Source organism: Terrimonas ferruginea DSM 30193 (assembly GCF_000425585.1).
In the GTDB taxonomy this organism is placed as follows: Bacteria; Bacteroidota; Bacteroidia; order Chitinophagales; family Chitinophagaceae; genus Terrimonas; species Terrimonas ferruginea.
Map to the genome: position 1 here is coordinate 1 of NZ_AUDS01000022.1, position 22,543 is coordinate 22,543.

Below are 22,543 nucleotides of genomic sequence, written 5' to 3' on the forward strand. Positions count from 1 at the left end.
CATACACATGAACTGATGCCAACAAGTAAAATGTCTGACACCTTTGTTGCCATTAAACATCTTGACACAACGATCAAAAACACGACTGGGTAAAAGCAACACTGCCTGCGCAAAGACATATTGTCCAGAATTCATAAGCCTCTGATTTTCATAAAACTAGAAAATCAGTAGTTTCAAATCGTCACCGACCTAAAAATGCTTGAAACACACGACTACCAAGACTTTCAAAGAACTTCAATTAAATTATACCGGACATTAGTGATTACTTATAACGGCTGTTTTACCTTATACCCTATACCTCAAGCCTTCTACCTTCTCCCCAAAAACCTATGACCTAATACTTACAACTTATTACTTATAACGGCTGTTTTACCTTATACCCTATACCTCAAGCCTTCTACCTTCTCCCAAAAAACCTATAACTTAGAACCTAATACTTACAACTTAATACTTCTTCATGCGTCGCTTTCTTTTCGCTTTCGCAGCTCTGTTGATCTGCAACCTCACATTCGCTCAATCCGACTCGGCTTTTATCCGGCAACTGGCCGATGAAATTTTATTACGGGGAAAAGCTTATGAGCAGCTACGTCATTTAACCAAAAAGATCGGGCCGCGGCTCGCAGGCTCGCCGGGAATGGTAAAAGCGGAACAATGGGGCGCTGCGGAAATGAAAGGCGCCGGCGCCGACCAGACCATCTTGCAGGAATGCAAAGTCCCGCATTGGGTACGTGGTGGAAAAGATGAAGCAGTGGTAACCGGTAAAGGTATTCCCGCACGCAAACTCGACGTGATCGCTTTGGGCAATTCAATTGGATCGCCTAAAGGAGGTGTGCAGGCACAAGTGATCGAAGTGAGCTCATTTGATGAACTCGATAAGCGGGCTGCCGAAGTCAAAGGCAAAATCGTTTTTTACAATTATCATTTCAAGCCGGCTTTTGTCCGCACATTCCAGGCCTATAGCGATGCTGTTGCTTACCGCGGACAGGGACCTTCGAGGGCAGCGAAGCTTGGTGCTATCGGCGTTATCATCCGCAGCATGAGCCACAGCACCGATAATATTCCGCATACAGGTTCTACCCGTTACGACAGTGCCTATGCCAAAATTCCCGCAATTGCTGTTGGCCTGCGGGATGCCGACTGGCTGAGCCAGACCCTGCAATCGGGAAAGACCCTGAATATGCGCATCACTACACACGGTTATTTTTTGCCCGACACAACCGGACACAACGTGATCGGTGAGTTGAAAGGTTCTTTATATCCCGACGAGATCATTACCGTCGGCGGCCACCTGGATAGCTGGGACAATTGTGAAGGCGCACATGACGATGGTGCAGGCTGCGTGCAGACATTGGAAGTACTGCGGGCATTCAAAGCGCTCAACTATCGTCCGCAACGCACGATCCGGTTTGTACTTTTTGCCAATGAAGAAAATGGTTTGCGCGGCGGGTCGAAGTATGCTGAAGAAGCGGTGGCCAAAAAAGAGAAACACATTTTTGCGCTCGAATCGGATGCCGGTGGCTTTACACCACGCGGTTTTGGATTTACGGCCAGTGATGAACAGTATAAAAAAATAATGCAATGGTTACCACTCGTGGCGCCTTATGGTTGTTCTGAATGGGTGAGAGGTGGTGGCGGCGCAGACATCGGTCCGCTCAACCGTTCGTTGGGTACACCAATGGCCAGCCTGAATCCAGACAGCCAACGCTACTTCGATTTTCACCACGCACGCAATGATGTATTCGAAGCCGTAAATAAACGTGAACTGGAGCTCGGTGCCGTTAATATGGCGGCGCTGATCTACCTGGTAGATCGCTATGGGCTTTGATCAGGAAAGTAGTTTATCGATAGCAGCCTGAACGTGGGCAAAAGGAAATGCCGCTACAGCGCTATCCATTTGTTTACGTATCTCGGCCGTACAAAGCTGACCGATACTTCCTTCGTGTGTGTGATTTAATTGCAGGTCATAAGTAAACTTACCGGCTTCTATATCAAGTCCCACTTCTTTGTAAGCATCGCGGAAAGGCATACCCGCAAGTACGCGCTTGTTCACTTCTTCCACACTAAAGAGGTACTTGTATTTTTCATCCGTCAGAATATTGTCTTTTACTTCGATGTTCGACAACATCAATCCCGCCATTTCCAGGCAATCACGCAGGTTGCGGAACGCGGGAAACAGATGTTCTTTCAACAATTGCAGATCGCGGTGATAACCCGAAGGCAGGTTGGTGGTCATCAGCATGATTTCATTCGGTAAAGCTTTGATGCGGTTGCAATGCGAACGGATCAGCTCAAATACATCCGGATTTTTTTTATGCGGCATGATGCTGCTGCCGGTTGTCAACTCCGGGGGAAAACTGATAAAAGAAAAATTCTGGTTAAGGTAAAGACAGGCATCCATGCTGAGCCGCGCCAGTGTGTCGGCTACATTGGCCAGCGATTGTGCTACTACACGTTCTGCTTTACCACGGCCCATCTGTGCATATACAACGTTGTAATTGAGATCGGCAAATCCCAGCAATTGTGTAGTAAGTGTACGATTGATGGGAAACGAGGAACCGTAACCGGCGGCCGATCCCAACGGATTTTTGTTGACCACATCATAAGCTGCTTTCAACGTGATCACGTCGTCGGCGAGGCTTTCCGCATAAGCGCCAAACCACAAACCAAAAGAAGACGGCATGGCCAGTTGCAGATGCGTATAGCCAGGCAGCAACTGCGCTTTGTATTTTTCGCTTTGTTGTTGCAACAGTTGGAAGAAGGGCTCGATGGCTTTTACCGTCAATTCGAGTTCATTCCGCAGGAATAGTTTTATATCAACCAAAACCTGGTCGTTGCGGCTGCGCGCAGAGTGGATTTTTTTGCCGGTGTCGCCGAGCGCTTCGGTCAGTAACAATTCTACCTGCGAATGAATATCTTCCACATTGTCCTGCAGGGAAAATTTTCCTTCCTGTATGCGTGCATAGATTTTTTTCAGTTCAACATGCAGTGCGGTAGTTTCTTCCGCCGTCAGCAGGCCGATACTTTCCAGCATACGGGTATGTGCCAGCGATCCCAGCACGTCGAATGCAGCGAGGTAAAGATCCATTTCGCGGTCATGACCAACGGTAAAGGTTTCTACTTCTTTCAGTGACGCCGTATTTTTTTGCCAGAGTTTCATGTTGTATCGGTTGAAATGTTATCCGTTCTGCACTTCGTTGATGAGTTGAATATAGAGCGCTATACCGTCCTCGATTTCTTTTACATATATGTATTCATCCGCCGTATGGCTGCGTGCCGAATCTCCGGGACCCATTTTCAACGAAGGGAAAGGCATCAATGCTTTGTCGGATGTGGTGGGTGAACCGTAATAGGTACGCCCGAGTTTACTGCCCGCTTTTACCAGCGGATGATCCAGCGCGATGGATGTGGAGCGCAGGCGTGTACTGCGTGGCAGCACTTCGCTGTCTACATGTGCGCGGATGATTTCCAGTACTTCTTCGAAAGTGTAACACTCGTTAATGCGCGTGTCCACTACAAACTTACAGACGGCAGGCACAACGTTGTGCGCCTTGTTCTCCGTTTCAATAACGGTTACGTTCATGCGGGAAGGACCGAGCAGATCGGACACGCGATCGAATTGATAGGAGCGGAACCATTCGATGTCTTTGAGTGCTTTGTACAAAGCATTCTCTCCTTCGTTGCGCGCAGCATGACCTGCTTTGCCGTGACTGACGCAATCGATCACCATCAGTCCGCGTTCCGCCACGGCCATCTGCATTTGCGTAGGTTCGCCTACGATTGCCGCCGCAATGGGCGGAAGATCGTTGATGATGAGTTCGATGCCACCTGTTCCGGAAATCTCTTCTTCAGCGGTAGCGGCAAAGATCACGTTATACGGTCCTTTGTGTTCATAGAAATAAAGAAAGCTTGCCGCCAGCGATACCAGGCAACCGCCCGCGTCGTTGCTGCCGAGGCCAAACAGTTTTCCTTCTTCCACATCGGGAGCAAACGGATCTCTCGTGTATTGCGGATTGGGCTTGACGGTATCGTGATGGGAATTAAGCAGCAGCGTTGGCTTGCCCGGGTCATAGTGTTTGTTCCGTACAATAACGTTGTTGCCAATGCGTTGCACGGGAATCTGCCGTCCGGTAAAAAATGTTTCCAGCAGGAGAGCGGTTTTGTCTTCTTCCTTGCTGAAAGAGGGAGTAGCGATCAGTTGTTTGAGTAAAGCCACTGCCGCTGTCTGCAGTATGGTTAGTTGATCATTCATTCACGATTGTTGTACCCGCACTTCCCCGGATCAGTTGATGCAGTTGTTCTGCCTTGCCAATGATCACACGGCTTACACCGCTGTTGAGTGCTGTAAAGGCATTGTCCAGTTTGGGGAGCATGCCTGCAAATATTTTCTTCTGTGCTTTGAGTTGCTGGTAGTAGTCCGGGTTGATGGATGGAATAACGGTGCTGTCATCATCGGCATCCAGCAGCACGCCACTTTTTTCAAAGGAATAAATAAGGTTCACTTCATATAATGCGCTCAGGCCTTTGGCAAGTTCCTGTGCAATGGTGTCCGCATTCGTATTGAGGAGTTGTCCCTGCTGGTCGTGTGTAATGGGCGCAAATACGAGTGCGATATTGCGGCTGAGCAACATGTCGGCCAGATCGGTATTGATGGCATCTACATCGCCTACAAAGCCGTAATCCACTACGGGATGTTTGCGTTTGTGTGCGAGGATGGCATCACCATCGGCGCCGCAAAGTCCCATGGCATTGCAATTGAAAGACTGCAGTTTGGCTACAATATTTTTATTGATATAACCCGCGTAAACCATCGTCACGATGCGGAGCGTTTCTGCGTCGGTGATCCGCCGGCCATCGATCATCTGTTGCTGGATGCCGAGTGTATCCGCCATGCGTGTGGCGAGTTTGCCGCCGCCGTGCACGAGAATTTTACGTCCGTCGATATTGGAAAAATCTTCGAGGAATGCGGCCAGTTTTTGTTCATCATCGATGATGTTGCCGCCGATCTTTATGATATAAAGCTTATCCATTGTTTCTTAGAATCTCAGAGAGTACGGCTTGTGCAGCCCATACGCGGTTGCCGGCTTCCTGTGTTACGAGGCTGTTGGGTCCGTCGAGTATTTCGTCGCTCAGTTCCACGTTGCGGCGTACGGGCAGGCAATGCATCACGCGCGCATTGTTGGTCTGTTCCAGTTTTTTATTGGTCAGCATCCATTGCGGATCGCTTTCATAAATCTTGCCGTAGTCATTGTATGTACTCCAGTTTTTTACATACACATAGTCGGCATCTTTGAGCGCTTCGTCCTGGTTGTGGGTGATATGTGCACCGCGAGTGAAGTCTTCATTCAGTTCATAATCTTCCGGATGAGTAATCACAAAATCGGCCTGTCCCCAGCGGTTGATCCATTGTGCAAAGCTGTTGGCCACGCATTGCGGCAGCGGTTTTACGTGTGGCGCCCAACTGAGAACGATCTTTGGCTTCCTGCCCGGCGTTGCAGGCTTGAAGGTTTCGTTGATCGTAATCAGATCGGTGAGCGACTGCAAAGGATGTAAGGTGGCGCTTTCAAGACTCACCACCGGAATACCGGCGTACTTGATGAATTGTTTGATATAAAGTTCGCTGTAATCATCGTCGCGGTTCTTCAGAGAGGGGAACGTGCGGATGGCGAGTATGTCAAAATATTTTCCGAAGATGGGTGCGGCATCTTTTACATGTTCGACGGTGTTGCCGCTCATGATGGCTTCTTCTTCAAACTCGAGTGCCCAACCTTCATTACCTACGTTGAATACAACGGCTTCCATGCCCAGGTTCTGCGCGGCTATCTGTGTGCTGAGACGTGTGCGCATGCTGGGATTGAGGAAAAGACATCCGATACGTTTACGGGCGCCGAGCGTCTGGTCGCGGAAAGGATCTGCTTTGTATTGCAGGCCTGTATTGATCAGGTGGTCAATATCAGGAACGTCATCAACGGAAATGAATTGTTTCAATTTACGGTTGGGTGTTTTATTGTTGTGATGAATGAACGGCTGGTTGATATGAAGCAATTTCTTCTTTAACGGCTTTGATGAAGCTGCCGGCGTTTTCCAGGCCGAGTGCCAGTGAAGGCAGCAGTCTGATCACATTCGGTTTGGCTTCACCGGTGAATATTTTTTGTTTCCACAGCAGATTCTTACGCAGCTCACCCAATTCGGCGGGTACGTCGAAGCCGATCATGAGTCCGCGTCCGCGGACATTTTTTAAACCGGCGATGGCTTTCAGTTCATTGATCAGGTAATCACCGGTGGATTTGGCCTGCTGCAATAATTTTTCTTCTTCGATTATTTCCAATACCGCCAATGCTGCGGCGCAGGCGAGGTGGTTGCCACCGAAAGTAGTTCCCAACTGGAAATGTTTTGCGGTGAATTTGGGAGAAACGATGATGCCTGCCACGGGGAAGCCGTTGCCCATGCCTTTTGCCATGGAATAGATGTCGGCGTCAACGCCGGCCCAGTCGTGGCTAAAGAACTGACCCGTACGGCCGTAACCGCATTGTACGCTGTCGGCGATATAAACGGCGTTGTATTTATCGCACAATTCGCGGATGAGGCGGAGGAAAGCAACTGAGGCTTCCCTGATGCCGCCAACTCCCTGTATACCTTCGATGATCACGGAAGAGATCTCGTTGCCCTGGCGTTCGAAGCAATCAGCCAAAGCCTGTTCGTCGTTAAAAGGCAGGAAGATTACGTTGTCTGTTTCGTTGACGGGCGCAACGTAGTTTTTATTATCGGTAACGGCAACGGCCAGGGAAGTGCGTCCGTGAAAAGCTTTGTTGAAAGCGATCACTTTGCGGCGTCCGTTGTAGAAAGAAGCGAGTTTGAGTGCATTCTCGTTGGCTTCGGCGCCGCTGTTGCACAGGAAGAGTTGATAATCTTCTTTGTTGGCTACTTGTCCTAGCCTGGTGGCGAGTTCCTGTTGCTGGGGAATGCGGATGGAGTTGGAATAGAAAGCAATCTTCTCCAGTTGTTCTTCAATGCGTTTTACCCAATGTGGATGCGTATGGCCGATGCTGATCACGGCATGACCGCCGTAGAGGTCGAGGTATTGCTGACCATTTTCGTCCCACACATGTGAGCCCTGAGCTTTCACGATGTTGATGTCGTTGATGGGGTAAACGTCGAAGAGATTCATGGTAAGTAGTAGTAAGTATTAAGTAATAAGTTTTAAGTTTTTTGATTCCGAACCTTGGTAATAAGTCCGATAAGCATAGCTTTTACTTCATTTATTTGTGCAATAAGTCTTTCATATTGAAACTTCTCAATGAAAGATAAATCGCAGGCAAGCAATATGAAATATTCAGCTTCGTTGGCTGATCCCAACGCAATATTTAAAAAATGCGCCAGCTCGGCGTTTGATTTCTTACCGCAGCCCTCCGCAATATTGGCGGGTATGGATATCGCCGCTCTTTTCAATTGTGATGTAAGACCATAAACTTCCTCTCTGGGAAATGTCTGGCAGGCTTTATATAAGTCCAACACAAACCTATGCGCGCTGTTCCATACTTTCAGGTCTTTGTAATTTTGCATACCGTATTAGTTTTAACACGGTTTCAATTCATTCGCGTCACAATCTACTCCTTAAGTATTACTTAAAACTTAATACTTATTACTTAATACCTTCCCTCAAAACGCCACCGCCTTCAACCCCAGGCCCAACTGCTCTGAAAAACCAAACAACAAATTCATATTCTGCACGGCCTGTCCACTGGCTCCTTTCAATAAATTATCAATAGCGGAATGCACCACCAATTTGCTGCCGGCTTTTTCCAGGCCAATAACAGCTTTATTCGTATTCACCACCTGTTTCAGAAATACCGGATCGGTACTTACATGCGTAAACGGATGATCTTTGTAAAATTCTTTATAGAGCACGATCAGCTCTTCGATACTCAGATCGCAATGCAACGTGGAACTGATAAAAATGCCTCTTGTAAAATCACCGCGCCAGGGTACGAAGCTCAGATCGATATTGTTGGCGGGCTGCAGTTGCAGCAGCGACTCGCCGATCTCTCCGAGATGCTGATGGTTAAGCGTTTTGTATGCCTGTATATTGTTGGCGCGCCAACTGAAATGCGAGGTGGCAGACAAGGATTGGCCGGCACCTGTAGAACCCGTAATGCCGGTTGTATAGATGTCGGTCAGCAATCCCGCTTTAGCGAGGGGTAATAATCCTACTTGTATAGCGGTGGCAAAACATCCGGGGTTGGCAATGTTTTGCGCCGTGCGGATGGCTTCGCGATTGAGTTCGGGCAATCCGTATACAAACTGCCTGCTGCCGATAGACGAAGTTGCCGCAAGACGGAAATCATTCGCCAGATCGATGATGCGTGTAGCAGAAGCTATTGTATTTTCTGCCAAAAATTTTTTCGACTCACCATGTCCTAAGCAAAGAAACAATACATCCGTGTCCTGCATTTCACCCGAAAAGGTAAGATCGGTATCGCCGATCAGATCCTGGTGTACGCTGCTGACGGGTTTGCCGGCATTGCTGCGGCTGTGAACAAATGCAACATGCACTTCGGGATGATGGATGAGTAAACGGATCAGTTCTCCTCCCGTGTATCCTGCTCCTCCGATAATGCCTGCTGTAATTGCCATGTCGTTTCAGTTATTCAGTGATCAGAAAATTTACTTGTCGTTGTCGGTTTTCACCAGGTGATAGATCAGCGTCTGGTTGCCGAAGATGCGTGTGAATCCTTTTACATCGTCGCCGGTGAAGCCGGTGTTCATTTCACCGTACTTGCCGAATTTGCTGTTCATCAGATCGAAGCGGCTTTCGATGCCTGTTACCTGGAAACGGTAGGGTTGTAACTGTACATACACATCACCGGTTACATTGCGCTGGCTTGTTTCGAGATAACCTTCGATATCTCTCATCACCGGATCGAGGATCTGGCCTTCATGCAGCCAGTTGCCGTAGAACTGTGCCAGTTGATCTTTCCAGTTGAGCTGCCATTTGGTCAACACATGTTTTTCCAATGCGTGATGCGCTTTCAGGATCACCATTGGTGCGGCAGCTTCAAATCCTACGCGGCCTTTGATACCGATGATGGTATCGCCTACGTGTATATCGCGACCGATGCCATAAGGACCGGCAATGCTTTGCAGGTATTGAATGGCTTCGGAGGGATGTTTGAATGTCTCGTCGTTGACGGCTTTGAGTTCGCCTTTCTCAAACGAAAGTTTTACTTCCTGGCTGCCGGTTTGGGTAACCTGTGTGGGCCATGCTTCTTCGGGAAGCATGCCGCGTGAAGAAAGTGTTTCGCGTCCGCCTACGCTGGTACCCCAGAGGCCTTTGTTGATGGAGTAGGCGGCTTTTTCAAAATTCATTTCCACGCCCTTTTCTTTCAGGTAGCTGATCTCGGCTTCGCGGCTGAGTTGCAGATCGCGGATGGGTGTGATGATCTCGATGCCGGGGATCATGATGTGGAAGATCATATCGAAGCGTACCTGGTCGTTGCCGGCGCCGGTGCTGCCATGTGCCACGGCATCTGCACAGAGTTCTTCGGCATAGGAGGCGATGTGCAAAGCCTGGCTCAGGCGTTCGGCCGATACGCTCAGTGGGTATGTATTATTCTTGAGCACATTTCCGTAGATCAGAAAACGGATGATGCTGTCGTAATAGCTCTTGACGGCGTTAACGGTTTTGTGCGATTTCACGCCCAGCCGGTAAGCATGCTCTTCGATATTCTTCAGTTCTTCTTCGGAAAAACCGCCGGTGTTCACGATGATGCTGTGAACCTCATAGCCCTGGTCTTCTGTGAGGTATTTTACACAGAAAGAGGTATCGAGTCCGCCGCTGAAGCCTAAAACGACTTTTTTGCCCATGGTAGTAATCAGAAATTAAATAAAAAGTGAATAAATGATTTTAATCTGTTACGATCGTTCTTTTTGTCTTTATCTTTTTGTTCTTTTTTGAGAAATGGCTTGAGCAGTTTCCATTGTTTGAAACGCTGCAGGCGTTCCAGTCCTTTTTTATTTTCTTCGAAATAGGCTTTTGTTTCCGCAGGCTCATAATGATCCTTGGGATCGTAGAGCATGGCTGTACACATGCAGTTTTTGCGGTCTTTGCTCATGAGGATGTCGAAGTTCACACAGCTCCGGCAGCCTGCCCAGAACGCTTCATCCTGCGTAAGCTCGGAGTAGGTTACGGGTTCGTAGCCGAGTTCGCTGTTGATCTTCATCACGGCCAGGCCGGTAGTGAGGCCGAATACTTTTGCATCAGGATAAAGCTGACGCGAAAGGTTGAATATTTTTTGTTTGATGCCTTTGGCAACACCTGTCTTACGATAATTGGGAGAAACGATGAGGCCGGAGTTGGCAACATACTCGCCGTGGCTCCAGGTTTCGATGTAACAAAAGCCAACCCAGTCGCCTTCTTTGGTGAGTGCGATAACGGCTTTGCCTTCTTCCATTTTCTGCGCAACGTAATCGGGGCTGCGTTTGGCTATACCGGTACCACGGGCTTTAGCTGACGCTTCCATTTCCTCAGTGATGAGGTCTGCATATGATTTATCATCCCGGGTAGCGACCCTAATGATGATCTGTTGATTGTCCACTTGTAAAGAGTTGATAGTGTCGGATGACCAGTCCCAAAGTAAATGTCCGGAGAGGGTTCACTGACAGGGACCGTGGTAAGGGGTTCGTCCTGTCAGCACTCAGGGCGGCGTCGCGGGCGGCAGAAAGTAAACACATCATAACCAACGGCATACACGCCGCTCGTAATTGGAGCGTGAAACGCGAATTGCTTGGTATGTGTCAGAATGTTGCTCATGTTTACAAAGCAAATTGTAAATTGGGATACAAATGTATAATAATAATTGCGTTCACTGAACAAATTTTTTGTTATAAAAAAATAACCATGAACACCACTGTTGCCGGGTCTCCCCGGCGTTTTTCAGGCCTCCGGAAATTCTTTCTAACGTTCGTTATTTTACTGGTTCTTGCGCTCGCCGGTTACATCTACTGGAAGTTCTATTATCCTTACACAAGTGATGGTGTGAAGTCTGGTTATCTCAACTATGCGGTGAAGAAAGGACAGCTGTTTAAAACGTATGAAGGCAAGCTGATCCAGGAGGGTATCCGTAGCAAAACGGCCGGCGCCATTCAGTCCAATGAATTTGAGTTTTCCATCCGCGACAAGGAAGTATTCGAAGTATTGAAATTGAACAGCGGAAAAATTTTCGACCTGCATTACAAGGAATATAACGGCGTGCTGCCCTGGCGTGGCAATACGCGTTATATCGTAGACAGTATCATTGCCATGAGAGAGCCGGAGCGTTGAGGCAGGTTCCATCGGGCAGTCGTGAATCGTCAAACGTCAATCGTGAATGATATTGTGAATTGGCAATTGTGAGTGAGCGGCGGTTTTTTGCTACAACCTAAGCCCGAAGTTTCGGCCCGAAGTGTCGGCCCGAAGTGTCGGCCCGAAGTGTCGGCCCGAAGTGTCGGGCCTTACGCCTTACGCCTTCTGCCTCCCTCAGGCCTGCAGCAGAAATATCGCGGGACGTTTATGCAGGTCGGGCACATCATTTTGCCATTGCTTCACCGTGCGGGTACGCACCCATTCGTTGGGACCGGTAAGGTCGACGGCCACACAGATCCGGGTATCGGGTTTGCATTGTTTGAGCAATGTATCGAGCATGGCATTGTTGCGGTAGGGCGTTTCAATAAACAATTGTGTACACTGCCGGCGCGCCGAATTCGATTCGAGCTCGCGAACAGCCTTGATGCGCTGGCCATTGTCGATAGGCAGGTAACCATGAAAATGAAATTCCTGGCCGTTCATGCCACTGGCCATCAGCGCAAGCAAGATCGAACTCGGACCTACCAGCGGACGTACCGTTGCCTGCAATTCCTGTGCGGCTTGTACCAGCCGTTGGCCGGGATCAGCCACGCCGGGACAACCCGCTTCGCTGATGATGCCGATGCGTTTTCCTTCTTTTACTTTCTGGCGGAACCCGTTCACCACGGCTTCTTCGGCTTTGTGAATGCCATGCCATTCGTAATCGTCGATCACCATTTCGCGCCACAGTTGTTTGAGATAACGGCGTGCCGTGCGTTCATTTTCCACGAAAAAAACTTCGCAATCTTTTATGGCGTCGAGCAGGTAAGCGGGGAGCACATGAAATCCCTGATCGTCGAGTTGGGAAGGTATCAGATAAATAGTAGCCGCCATGTTACTGGTTTTTGACTTTGTGCACGGTGAGGGTGGCGGCAATTACGGCGTAGGCCGGAGCAAAGATCACCACGAGGTGCATCAGGTAAAAAAGAATGCCGTTGCCGATTGCCAGTCCCTTGTGGCGGCCGGTAAAGCGGGCACTTTCGGTGAGCGAGAAGCCGCTGCGCGCCAGGCTGTAGTCAAGCATGGAACAACCGAAGTAATAACATTCGATCAGCAGCGCGAGCACCGGCGTTATCCATCCCACCACCGGCACCAGCGAAAGAATGACGATGCCCAGCAGGTAAAAGGATTGCAGCCCTGCATTGCGGAGGATCAGCCGCATGCTGCGGCCACATTCTTTGCGGAGTGCACGCCATTGCCACACATGTGGTTGCTGCGCGAGAATGGATTCGGTCTTTTCGCTCAACAAGGCGAGCACCGGCGAGCCGATGAGCAGAATGAGGTATTTAAAAAAAGAAAAGTAAAAGAGGACCAGTATCAGCCGGAACATCATGCCCGTCATCACAAATACAAAACTGAGCAGGGGGCTTCGTTCCTTTTGCAGAAAATTTTCGATGCCGAGTTCGGAATTGATCCAGGAGATGGCATCATCTGTGCTGCTCCAGAAGAAGTACATACCGGTGAAGAACAACAACGTGTAGAAAATGCCGGGCAAAAGGATCCAGACCCAGAGCCGGTGTTTCCGCAGAAAGTAGTGAGCTTCGCGGTACGACTGAAACGCTATGACTATTTCTTTGAGCAAATTTTTTCAGGTGGGTAAATATAGGAATTGGTGATAAGTTTTAGGTAATAAGTTGTAGGTTTTAGGTAAAAGGTGTAAGGCGTAGGGTTAAACAGTCGTCACTGGGCTTAGGTAATAAGTTGTAAGTATGGTGGAAGGCTTTAGCCCTGATTATCGGACCGGAGTTTGTAGATAATAGGTTTAGATAATAAGTCAGTCAGTGAATATGGCTGTTTTACTTATAACTTATTACCTAAAACTTATAACGGCTGTTTTATTCGCAATAATCATGAACAAACTAACTATCGATTTTTATCAACGTGAAGATGTATGGCAGGTAGCGGAAGAGCTGCTGGGCAAACTGTTTGTCACCCGTTTTCGTGGAGTGGAAACAGCAGGACGCATTGTGGAATGCGAAGTATATGCCGGCGTGGGGGATAAAGCTTCACATGCATATGGCGGACGACGCACCGCCCGCAACGAGGCAATGTACGCCGCCGGTGGCATTACGTATGTATATCTCTGTTATGGCATTCATTACCTGGTGAACGTGGTTACGGGCAAACAGGATGTGCCGCATGCTATTCTGCTGCGTGGTCTCGAACCCGTGCGCGGCATACCGGCGATGCTGCGTCGTACCGGCAAACCAAAACCCGATCACTCCCTTACCCGCGGCCCCGGCAACCTCACCAAAGCGCTGGGCATCGATACCAGCCACAACGCACAAAACCTATTGGGAAAAACTATATGGCTCGAAGACGACGGCACGCGCTATTCATCAGATGAAATAGCAAAAACGCCCCGCATCGGCGTTGATTATGCGGCGGAAGACGCGTTGCTGCCATACAGGTACATTGTGAAAGGCAATCCTTATGTGAGTGGGAAGAAAACAGCCAATGTGTAAATATGAAAATGTGTAAATGTGTCCCGAAGGCTCGGGAATGAAACAGCCATTGCTTAGCACAGCAGGCTCACTTCACATTTACACATCCCACGCCAGTATATCATGAATATGGAAATGAAACAGCCATTGCTTATTACAGCAGGCTCACCCCACATTTACACATTCGCGAGGCTTTAGCCTCGTGACACATTTACACATTACTCCCCAGGTTATCATGCAAAATATCTTCGGATTTATCTGTATTAGCAAAAGCCCTCTCCATCTTCACCGGATCAAATTCTTTTTCATTGTGGGCTATCCAGATCGTGGCCACGCCATTGCCTATGAAGTTGGTAATAGCTCTTGCCTCCGACATAAAACGATCCACACCCAGCAGCAACGCGAGGCCTTCCATGGGAATCACCTTAATCGCCGTCAGCGTAGAGGCCAGTACGGCAAATCCGCTGCCCGTTACACCCGCCGCACCTTTGGACGTTAACATCAGGATGCCCACTATACTCGCAATCTGTGCCCAACTCAGATCCACATTGTATACCTGCGCCAAAAAGATCATGCACATCGAGAGATAGATCGTAGTGCCATCGAGGTTGAAGGAATAGCCTGTTGGCACTACCAGCCCCACCACGGATTTGGAGCAACCCATGCGTTCCAGTTTTTCCATCAGCGAAGGCAATGCTGCTTCAGAAGAGGAAGTGCCTAATACCACCAGTAATTCTTCACGGATGTATTTTAAGTACCGCCCGATCGATACGCGGCAGTAACGCAGGATCAGCCATAGTATAACAAAAATAAAGACGGCCATGGTCATGTATACCGTGCCCATCAGCTTGGCCAGTGGCAGTAATGCGCTGATGCCATACCGTCCGATAGTGTAAGCCATCCCACCGAAAGCGCCGATGGGAGCAAGGATCATCACGAGGTGCAATCCTTTGAAAATATATTTTGATACACGCTGAAGTGGCCTGATGACGCGATCCCTTTTTTCATAAAAACTGAGCAGTATACCCGTTAAAAGGGCAAGCAGCAAGACCTGCAGCGTAATGTTGTCCTGGAAAAATTTCCACCAACTGAAGTCGTCACCGGCTTTGGTATAGCGGGAGATGTCTCCGCCTTTTACCGCATGTGTGTCCACGCCCTTGCCTGGCTTCACCAGTAAGGCCACGCCTGCACCGATGAGGAGGGCAAAAGTGGTCACGATTTCAAAATACAGCAAGGCCTTTGCACCTACACGACCCACCTTTTTCAGGTTGCTCATGCTTACAATACCTAAGGTGATGGTCAGGAAAATGATGGGATTGATGAAAAGTTTCACCAGGCTGATGAACGCTCCGCCGAGAAATTCGCTGAGTGTGGCGCCGATCTCGATGTGCTGGCCCATTGCGGAGCCCTTGAAGGGCTTGTCCATCACTTTCTGAAGCGCCCATCCCGGGGCATAGTGGCCCACGAGGATGCCGGCCGTAATGGCCACCAATACCCAGAAGGTGAGATTGGTCAATACTTTTTTCATACAGCGCTTCGGTTACTTAAAAATCAAACCCCGGATGAACCGGGGTTTGGATATATAGCGAATTGGTTGCGTCAGAATTTAGGACAGTTCAGCTTTCTCATGTTCGGGTCTACATATTTTTTGATGTAGATGAGTGAAATCTCGATACCACCGCGTGCATTGGAGGCCGTTTTCAGTTGTGAGGTATTCACATCATAGGAGGCACCGAAATGCCATTCGCCGAATTCAAGACCCATGTAAGGAATTACCGCATCGCCAAAACGGTACCAGCTTCCGAGGTATACATTCGTTGGATTTTCTTCATCGTTGTTTACGTTAAGAGAAAACGAACCACCGACGATTGTATTGTGTGCCTTAGCCTGCATGCTGTGATTGGCAGCGAGGTGAATGAAGTTGTAACTGCCGATCGGAATTTTGCCACCGGCCTGGATGGTTGTTCTGGTGGCCAGGGTGAAGTTGCCGCCCTGCTGGAATGTTTCTTTCGGACGGTTGATGTGATACATGGAAGCGCCGAGGTAAAAGTTGTTGTAACCATTGGTGCTACCGTTGTAAAATACACCGGCGTTCAGATCGAAATAGTTCAGGTTCAGTTGCTGTCCGGCAAAAGTTTCAGCCGATACGCCTGTAAATCCAAAAGGCGTGAGCTGATCCTGGAATACGATCTTGCTGCTGTTAAGACGTTTGTTCATGTACGTTCCCTGGAAACCTGCACCCAATTGATGGAAGCTGTTTTCGTCGAGACTTTTATGATAGGCCACAGAAAGGGCGCCGTAGTTGCTGGTGAGTGCACCGTTGCCTGCGCGGTCGGTGAAGCCCATGATGCCGATACCGAATTGATCTCCTTCGGGAATACGGTTTTTGAGAATGCCCATGTCAACGGATGCCGTACCGGTAATGTAAGCATTGTTGATGGATGGCCATTGGTTGCGGTAGTTGCCTGCCACGCGGAACACTCCGTCGAACTTGCCGGTGAGTGCCGGGTTCATGGTAAGCGGGGAGGCAAAGAATTGGGAAAAGTTGGGGTCCTGCGCGCGGCTCACAAGGGTCAGTGCTACACAGGCTATCACAGTAGTCAATAACTTTTTCATCAAAGCGTTAGGTTTTACGATCGGTTCTCAGACGGGGAGAGGACCCTAAATAGCAGTTTATGTTGGTTATAACGTCCGGTCTTTCTAAAAATTGCTCATCAGTTTCTGTCCCCGGCTTTACGGATACGAAATGGAAAAATACGGAAAAACAGGTTAAACCGGAAAATAAAGATTCTCTCTTTTTTGGCAGGATTACATCTGCACTTTTACGCCGAAAGCCAGATCCCCGGCATCTCCCAGCCCGGGAACGATATATCCTTTCGCAGTGAGTTCATCGTCAATATCTCCGCACCAGATGGTCACGCCCGGCTCTTCGCGTTTCACGTATTCGATACCCACGGTGCAGGCAATAGCCGCCACGATATGAATTTCGCGGGGATGTCCTTCTTCGCGGAGGAAATGAATGGTTTTGACCAGTGATGAACCGGTTGCCAGCATGGGATCGGATACGATCACCACCCGGTTTTCCAGTTCGGGACAGGAAATATAGTCGAGGCTGATCTCGAAACTGCCGTCTTTGTTGTGCTTGCGGTAAGCGGAAATGAAGGCGTTATCGGCTTTGTCGAAATAATTAAGCAGTCCCTGGTGCATCGGCAGGCCGGCACGCAGGATGGTGGCCAGCACAGGTTGTTGCTGCAGCACTTTGCTCACCGATGTGCCCATCGGTGTCTGGATTTCTTTTTCTTCAAATGCCAGCACTTTGCTGATTTCATAGGCTGCTATCTCACCGATACGCTCCAGATTACGGCGAAAACGCATCCGGTCGCCCTGGATGTCGACATTCCGCAATTCGCTAACCCAATTACTGACAAGACTGTGTTGATCGCTTAAGTTGATTACCATGATTCTGTATTCGGCGGGCCTACTCCCTGTTTATAACGCTTTCGTCTTACTTTTGGGCAAAACTAAAATCCTGGTCCCATGGGAGGAAATTTATTTTTTTCAGGACCTGCAATACTTGTTTGACTCATGATTTACAGAGCTATAGGATTGATGAGCGGAAGCTCACTGGACGGACTTGATATCGTTTTTGCGGAAATCCACGAAAACGGCGGACGCTGGAGCTACTCGATCGTTGCGGCCGATTGTTATCCCTATTCAGCCGAATGGGCAGGTCGTTTGCAATCCGCCACCTCCCTCAATGCACTGGATTACCAGTTGCTGCACGCCGAATACGGTGCTTATCTCGGAGCGGAAGTCAACAGGTTTATCGGGGAAAAGGGATTGGATTACAAAGTAGCGCTCATCTCATCGCACGGACACACTACTTTTCACGTACCTGTCAAACGCATGACGGCCCAGCTCGGCGACGGCGCCGCCATCGCCGCGGCAACCAAACTGCCCGTTGTGAGTGATCTGCGGGCTATGGACGTGGCGCTTGGCGGACAAGGCGCGCCCATCGTGCCGATAGGTGAACAATTACTCCTCAGCGGGTATAATTATTTTCTCAACCTTGGCGGCATTGCCAATATTTCCCGTCATACCGAAGGACATTATGCCGCTTTTGATGTGTGTGCGGCCAACCGCGTATTGAATATGCTGGCGCAGACAGCGGGTCATACTTATGATGCCGGTGGCCAACTTGCCGCATCCGGAGCGATAAATAAAAAATTGCTGGAAGAACTGGACGAACTTTCTTACTACCGGGAGTCCGCTCCCAAATCCCTGGCGAATGATTTTGGTACGGATACCGTATACCCGATCATACAGGCAGCCGGACTTTCCGTTAATGATGCATTGCGTACTTACACCGAACATATAGCACGCCAGATAGCGGCGGCGCTGCTTACAACAGGACCCGTAAATGAAAATGCGAAACTGCTGGTAACCGGCGGCGGTGCTCTCAATACATTCCTGATCGAACGTCTTCGTGTTAGTCTGGATGCCATCGGCATAGCAGTAGAAGTGCCTGCTGACGAGCTCGTCAATTACAAAGAAGCATTGATCATGGCGCTTATCGGGGTATTGCGCTGGCGCGAAGAGAACAACGTGCTGTCATCCGTAACCGGCGCCTCGCGGAACAGTGTAGGCGGTGCGATGTGGATGGGACAGGAGGATTGAAAATTAAAAATGTGGAGATGTGCCCTTCCTTCGGAAGGGACCATGTGGAAATGAGCAAGTCAGAAATTAAAGAATGCTGATAATTCATTTTCACATTTCCACACCCACGAGGCCGCAGGCCTCGTGCACATTTTCACATTCCGCAGGAGCTTACAACCCCAATACACTCTTCAACTTCCCGTAGCCGCCACGGCTCACCGGCACGCGTGCACCTGAGCGGAGAAGGGCTACGTGATTGTCTTTTTCGTACGGATCGATGCGGGTAATCTGCTGCACATTCACGATATAAGAACGGTGACACCTTGCAAACTGCTGCTTGTCCAGCACCTGTTCAAAATACCCCATCGTTTTATTCTTGAGGAAATAACCCTCCGGCGTGTGCACTTTCACATAATCATCCGCCGCTTCGAGGTACCAGATATCGTGCACGGGAATGATCTTAATCTTGTTGCCATTCTTTACTACTATACGTTGATTTTGGGAAGGAGAGAGGGCGGCCGTTTCCAGCAAACCCTGATCCACAACCGCGGGCGCTGATTTTTTCTGCTCGGCCCATTTGCCCACTGCTTTATCAAAACGGTCTTTGTTGAACGGCTTCAACAGGTAATCTACCGCATGCGCTTCAAATGCGCGGATAGCATATTCATCAAATGCCGTGGTGAAAATAACAGCAGGTGGTTCTTCGATCAGTTCCAGCATTTCAAAACCATTGATCTTCGGCATCTGTATATCGAGAAAAATCAGATCGGGCTGGTACTGCTGTATAGCTTTTACTCCTTCAAAACCATCGCCGCACTCGGCTACCAGCTCGAGGTCGGCATGACCCGCGAGGTATTCTTTCACCACACTGCGTGCGAGATATTCGTCGTCGATGATGATTACTTTATACATAGTTTATTTGATGGGAGAGGTGCGGTAATTTTTTTATCAGTCGGGTCTCCCGGTTGCGGGATGCGGATAATGGTGGTGAAAATATTTTCTTCACCGCTTGTTTGTAAAAGATCATTGCGGCCAAACAACAGGTACAATCGCCGTTGGACGGAGGAAAGACCAAATCCTGTCCCCTGTTTGGGTGAGGAAGTTTCCGGATCGTAGGGATTCTGTACCTGTATGATCAAATGTTCGTCTTCGCGTGCGGCATGCAACGTGATTACGGTGTCGCCGATGGTATCATATAAGCCAAACTTGATCGCATTTTCCATAACGGGCTGCAGCAACAATGCCGGCAATACAAGCGTACCTGTTCCTTCTTCGCAGGTAACTTCGGTACTCAGGCGGTTGCCGAAACGCACTTTTTCAATATCCAGGTAAAGCTCCAGGTATTGCAGTTCTTCCTGCAGGCTCACCCACTGTGTTTCATCTTTCTTCAGTGTGCCTCTGAGAAAATCGGAAAGTTGCTGTACCATTTTCCTTGCTTCATCCGGCCGCAGGCCGATCAGGGCATTGATCGAATTGAGGCTATTGAATAAAAAATGCGGTTGTAGTTGCTGGCGCAGTTTAAATAGTTCTGCGTCTTTGGCCAGTTTCTCGGCATCGGCTTTACGTTCTTCATTGAGCTGCAGGTCCTGGAAGTTGTGCCAGACGATACAGGTCAATGAAATAAACCCAAGGATCAGCATGCCGAAAGCCGCACGTATCACCAGGGAGCGCTGCAGGAAGGAAAAATATTCTTCTTCCGATCCCAGTGTCCACCAGAGTATGGAACGGTCCAGCAGCAGCCAGAATATTCCTAATACCAGGCACAGCACTACCACGTTCATGTATTGTCCCGACGAAGGGGAATAAAAACGAAGAGTGTTGATCACCATCAGGCATACCCCCAGCAGCAGCAGGTTGCTGATGAGGCTGTCGGCAACGGCCACCTGCAGCGACAGGCCAAACCAATTCAGCAGCAGTGCATGACCGGTGATTAATACCAGCCAGGCCACACTGAAGATGATCAGGAATCGTCGTGCAGATAGTGGGTTCATTGCCATATTGATCAGTGCCAGCTTGGTAAGGGTGATGGAGAAATGTTGGAAGCTTTTCCGTTGATGATGGAAATGTAAGCATCTGCATTTTCTTTTTCTTCGATCCGGGAATAGATCTCCATACCGTCTGACAGTTGCTGTAATTCGTGTAGCTCACTTACGTTGATGAATTGCCATTGTACCAGTTGCAGCCGTTGATTGTAGAAAGCATCTTCGTCTTTTTTGCCCATTGCCAATGCTTTGCTCAAAGCCTGTTCTTTGTTTTCGGCAGCCACCAGGCGCAGTTGCTCATCAAATTGAGGCGTGTGTTCTCCGTTGCCACAGATGATCCGGAATACCATTTTAGCCATGTACCAGTTCATGGGATGATTTGTTAGGTTGAATAATGTGCATGCCTTGCTAAAGGTGGCGCAGGCAATGGTCCGTTATCAGTAGCTTTTGATTTCTATGCCGCCAAAGATCACCGTACCGGTAAGCACCAGGGTCTTGCCGTCGTTTTCGGTGAAGTTGGTGAACTTCCGTTTGTCGCTGATGCCGCCGAAAATGGTGACGGCCTCCGAGCGGATTATCCAGTGCGAGGGCACTACCAGTGTGGCGCCGCCAAAAAGGGCGGTTACTTCCAGTTTTACTTTACCATTGATATCGGCCTGTGTCAGGTCGAGTTCGGAACCTCCGAATATATTCACGATATCACCCCCGCGGAAGTTTTTGGAGAGGATCACTTTTTTATCGCTGCCGAAAATGGAAGTGCTGTCGACAAAGTCGTCCCCGTCCGTGCTGGTGCTACCTGGACCAGGCCCGGGCGCATCGGGACTCTCCGGCGTTAGTGCTGTTTTTTTTTCATCGAAAAAATGTGACCGGCGGCGGCGGGGCCGGAACACAAAAAAGATACCCGCGATGATCAGGATGAGTGGCCACATGTGACGGCGGAGATCGCCATTCATGAAAAATTCATTGAGCAGGAAAATACTGCCGATGATGATCAGCACCAGCCAACCCCCACCCTGGAAATTCTTCCGGAAGCCAACAAACAGCCCCAGCGCGATCAGAAACATCTGCCAGCTGAATATCCAGCCGGGAATGGGTACACCAAAACTTTTGATCAGGGCCACACAGCCGACAGCCAGCAGGAACATACCGGTCCATATATGACCGTTCGGGTTACGCTCCTCATGTTCGCGGCGCCATTCTCTTCTTTCTTCCCTGAAATCTCTGAAAACACTCATTGTTGTAAATTTTAATCAAAAATAGTAGCTGTCGTAGCGCGAAGCAAGCCCGGGCAGGTAATGAAACGTCCATTACCGGTAAACGGCGGAAAAAAGACGGTGAACAGCTAATTTGAAAATTTGAGGATTTGAAAATTAGGCAATGGTTTGGCCGAACACATAATTCTTTCCCGAATCATTCTCAAATCTTCAAATTTTCAAATCATCAAATTACACTGTCCATTCATCATGCACCACCGCCACCAGCCTCAGCCGGCCGTTGTAAGGTTCCATCACAATCCTGAGGCAGGACCAGTCCATGCCTTCGTATTTCTTATCGAAACCCGGGTAAAAGTATTCCACGTTCATAGCCGACGGGTATACTTCTTTGAGATTGTTGAGCGAACTGCCATGCGTTAAGAAGTTATTATAGCTCCGCTTCGGGGCGCGGAGGTAATTGGCATTAATAACAAACCGCCTGAAATAACGCTCGATGGTGAATTTTATCGGATCGCCGGAACCATCAAAATCGCCCCAATTGTGGACATCGGTCATTTTGGCTTTTTGCAAATCCTGTGTGGTAAAGTGAGCGGTAGCGCTTGTATCGACAAAGCCGTAAGGAGAAAAGCGGACGCCTTTTTCCGGGTGAACGAAAGATGCCAGTGTTACAAGATCCCGGTTATTAAGCGCCTTCACTACACTGTCTGCAAAAATGTAAGCCAGCATAGAGTCGGATGCTTCCTTTGCTGGTTGAGCCACTGGCCCGGGTGCGACTTCAGTAACGGGCTGGTTTTTGTCTTCTTTCTTCTCGTTATTACAGGCAAGGACGAATAAAACGGTTATTAAAAAGAGGTATTTCATACGCTGATT

General features: G+C 49.0%; 24 protein-coding genes. 4 read left to right on the plus strand and 20 right to left on the minus strand.

Annotated features, from left to right (window positions below):
* The coding region (locus H608_RS24940) for a DUF4372 domain-containing protein (protein WP_155990104.1) at nt 1-135 on the minus strand (135 nt) is incomplete at its 3' end.
* Nucleotides 136-457: 322 nt separating this feature from the next.
* On the opposite strand from H608_RS24940, the gene H608_RS0108945 reads away from it, so the two are divergent.
* Nucleotides 458-1,825, plus strand: a complete 1,368-nt coding sequence (locus tag H608_RS0108945) for a M20/M25/M40 family metallo-hydrolase (RefSeq protein ID WP_028787379.1) — start codon at nt 458-460, stop codon at nt 1,823-1,825.
* On the opposite strand, the gene argH is transcribed toward H608_RS0108945, so the two are convergent.
* The 9 genes from argH to H608_RS0108990 all read right to left on the minus strand — a co-directional run bounded on the left by argH (nt 1,826) and on the right by H608_RS0108990 (nt 10,592).
* The gene (gene argH, locus H608_RS0108950) at nt 1,826-3,157 is read right to left on the minus strand and encodes an argininosuccinate lyase (RefSeq protein ID WP_028787380.1); all 1,332 of its coding nucleotides are present in this window, start codon (nt 3,155-3,157) and stop codon (nt 1,826-1,828) included.
* Between the two features lie 18 nt (nt 3,158-3,175).
* Nucleotides 3,176-4,249 carry a M20 family metallo-hydrolase gene (locus H608_RS0108955; protein WP_028787381.1) on the minus strand — a complete coding sequence of 358 codons (1,074 nt, stop codon included), beginning with the start codon at nt 4,247-4,249 and terminating at the stop codon, nt 3,176-3,178.
* A complete protein-coding gene (argB, locus tag H608_RS0108960) occupies nt 4,242-5,027 on the minus strand; it encodes an acetylglutamate kinase (protein WP_028787382.1) in 786 nt (261 codons plus the stop codon). Before argB ends, H608_RS0108955 begins: the two co-directional genes overlap by 8 nt.
* Complete coding sequence (locus H608_RS0108965; RefSeq protein WP_245565743.1) at nt 5,020-6,042, minus strand: Rossmann-fold NAD(P)-binding domain-containing protein; 1,023 nt, start codon at nt 6,040-6,042, stop codon at nt 5,020-5,022. Before H608_RS0108965 ends, argB begins: the two co-directional genes overlap by 8 nt.
* On the minus strand, nt 6,002-7,165 hold the full coding sequence (locus H608_RS0108970) for an aspartate aminotransferase family protein (protein WP_028787384.1): 1,164 nt from the start codon (nt 7,163-7,165) through the stop codon (nt 6,002-6,004). The genes H608_RS0108965 and H608_RS0108970 overlap by 41 nt, the downstream gene beginning before the upstream one ends.
* A gap of 32 nt (nt 7,166-7,197) precedes the next feature.
* The gene (locus H608_RS0108975; protein ID WP_028787385.1) at nt 7,198-7,560 is read right to left on the minus strand and encodes a four helix bundle protein; all 363 of its coding nucleotides are present in this window, start codon (nt 7,558-7,560) and stop codon (nt 7,198-7,200) included.
* Nucleotides 7,561-7,656: 96 nt separating this feature from the next.
* Entirely contained in the window at nt 7,657-8,631 is a 975-nt protein-coding gene (gene argC / locus H608_RS0108980) for an N-acetyl-gamma-glutamyl-phosphate reductase (protein WP_028787386.1), read from the minus strand.
* 30 nt (nt 8,632-8,661) lie between these two features.
* Nucleotides 8,662-9,861, minus strand: a complete 1,200-nt coding sequence (locus H608_RS0108985) for an argininosuccinate synthase (protein WP_028787387.1) — start codon at nt 9,859-9,861, stop codon at nt 8,662-8,664.
* A gap of 8 nt (nt 9,862-9,869) precedes the next feature.
* Nucleotides 9,870-10,592 carry a GNAT family N-acetyltransferase gene (locus tag H608_RS0108990; RefSeq protein WP_038007973.1) on the minus strand — a complete coding sequence of 241 codons (723 nt, stop codon included), beginning with the start codon at nt 10,590-10,592 and terminating at the stop codon, nt 9,870-9,872.
* 302 nt (nt 10,593-10,894) lie between these two features.
* Between H608_RS0108990 and H608_RS0108995 the strand changes: the two genes are divergently transcribed.
* Complete coding sequence (locus tag H608_RS0108995; RefSeq protein ID WP_071836940.1) at nt 10,895-11,317, plus strand: hypothetical protein; 423 nt, start codon at nt 10,895-10,897, stop codon at nt 11,315-11,317.
* 195 nt (nt 11,318-11,512) lie between these two features.
* Here the strand turns inward: H608_RS0108995 and H608_RS0109000 are convergent, their stop codons facing one another.
* Both H608_RS0109000 and H608_RS0109005 read right to left on the minus strand, forming a co-directional pair.
* Nucleotides 11,513-12,211, minus strand: a complete 699-nt coding sequence (locus H608_RS0109000; RefSeq protein WP_028787390.1) for an SAM-dependent methyltransferase — start codon at nt 12,209-12,211, stop codon at nt 11,513-11,515.
* 1 nt (nt 12,212) lies between these two features.
* Complete coding sequence (locus H608_RS0109005; protein WP_028787391.1) at nt 12,213-12,959, minus strand: EI24 domain-containing protein; 747 nt, start codon at nt 12,957-12,959, stop codon at nt 12,213-12,215.
* A 268-nt stretch (nt 12,960-13,227) separates the two neighbouring features.
* On the opposite strand from H608_RS0109005, the gene H608_RS0109010 reads away from it, so the two are divergent.
* A complete protein-coding gene (locus tag H608_RS0109010; RefSeq protein ID WP_028787392.1) occupies nt 13,228-13,842 on the plus strand; it encodes a DNA-3-methyladenine glycosylase in 615 nt (204 codons plus the stop codon).
* A 190-nt stretch (nt 13,843-14,032) separates the two neighbouring features.
* Here H608_RS0109010 and H608_RS0109015 read toward each other — a convergent pair whose 3' ends face one another.
* The 3 genes from H608_RS0109015 to upp form a co-directional block, all read right to left on the minus strand.
* A complete protein-coding gene (locus H608_RS0109015; protein ID WP_028787393.1) occupies nt 14,033-15,349 on the minus strand; it encodes a cation:dicarboxylate symporter family transporter in 1,317 nt (438 codons plus the stop codon).
* A gap of 71 nt (nt 15,350-15,420) precedes the next feature.
* A complete protein-coding gene (locus H608_RS0109020; protein WP_051268156.1) occupies nt 15,421-16,437 on the minus strand; it encodes a PorP/SprF family type IX secretion system membrane protein in 1,017 nt (338 codons plus the stop codon).
* A 192-nt stretch (nt 16,438-16,629) separates the two neighbouring features.
* Entirely contained in the window at nt 16,630-17,280 is a 651-nt protein-coding gene (upp, locus tag H608_RS0109025) for a uracil phosphoribosyltransferase (protein ID WP_028787395.1), read from the minus strand.
* Nucleotides 17,281-17,406: 126 nt separating this feature from the next.
* On the opposite strand from upp, the gene H608_RS0109035 reads away from it, so the two are divergent.
* Nucleotides 17,407-18,498 carry an anhydro-N-acetylmuramic acid kinase gene (locus tag H608_RS0109035; RefSeq protein ID WP_028787396.1) on the plus strand — a complete coding sequence of 364 codons (1,092 nt, stop codon included), beginning with the start codon at nt 17,407-17,409 and terminating at the stop codon, nt 18,496-18,498.
* A 150-nt stretch (nt 18,499-18,648) separates the two neighbouring features.
* Here H608_RS0109035 and H608_RS0109040 read toward each other — a convergent pair whose 3' ends face one another.
* The 5 genes from H608_RS0109040 to H608_RS21800 form a co-directional block, all read right to left on the minus strand.
* Nucleotides 18,649-19,389: a LytR/AlgR family response regulator transcription factor gene (locus H608_RS0109040; RefSeq protein WP_028787397.1), complete on the minus strand. Its 741-nt coding sequence runs from the start codon at nt 19,387-19,389 to the stop codon at nt 18,649-18,651.
* The gene (locus H608_RS21790; protein WP_245565744.1) at nt 19,377-20,468 is read right to left on the minus strand and encodes a sensor histidine kinase; all 1,092 of its coding nucleotides are present in this window, start codon (nt 20,466-20,468) and stop codon (nt 19,377-19,379) included. The genes H608_RS0109040 and H608_RS21790 overlap by 13 nt, the downstream gene beginning before the upstream one ends.
* An 11-nt stretch (nt 20,469-20,479) precedes the next feature.
* On the minus strand, nt 20,480-20,830 hold the full coding sequence (locus H608_RS0109050) for a DUF4288 domain-containing protein (RefSeq protein WP_028787398.1): 351 nt from the start codon (nt 20,828-20,830) through the stop codon (nt 20,480-20,482).
* A 66-nt stretch (nt 20,831-20,896) separates the two neighbouring features.
* On the minus strand, nt 20,897-21,694 hold the full coding sequence (locus tag H608_RS21795; protein ID WP_051268157.1) for a LiaF transmembrane domain-containing protein: 798 nt from the start codon (nt 21,692-21,694) through the stop codon (nt 20,897-20,899).
* Nucleotides 21,695-21,904: 210 nt separating this feature from the next.
* Entirely contained in the window at nt 21,905-22,534 is a 630-nt protein-coding gene (locus H608_RS21800) for a hypothetical protein (protein WP_051268158.1), read from the minus strand.
* Nucleotides 22,535-22,543: the final 9 nt, after the last annotated feature.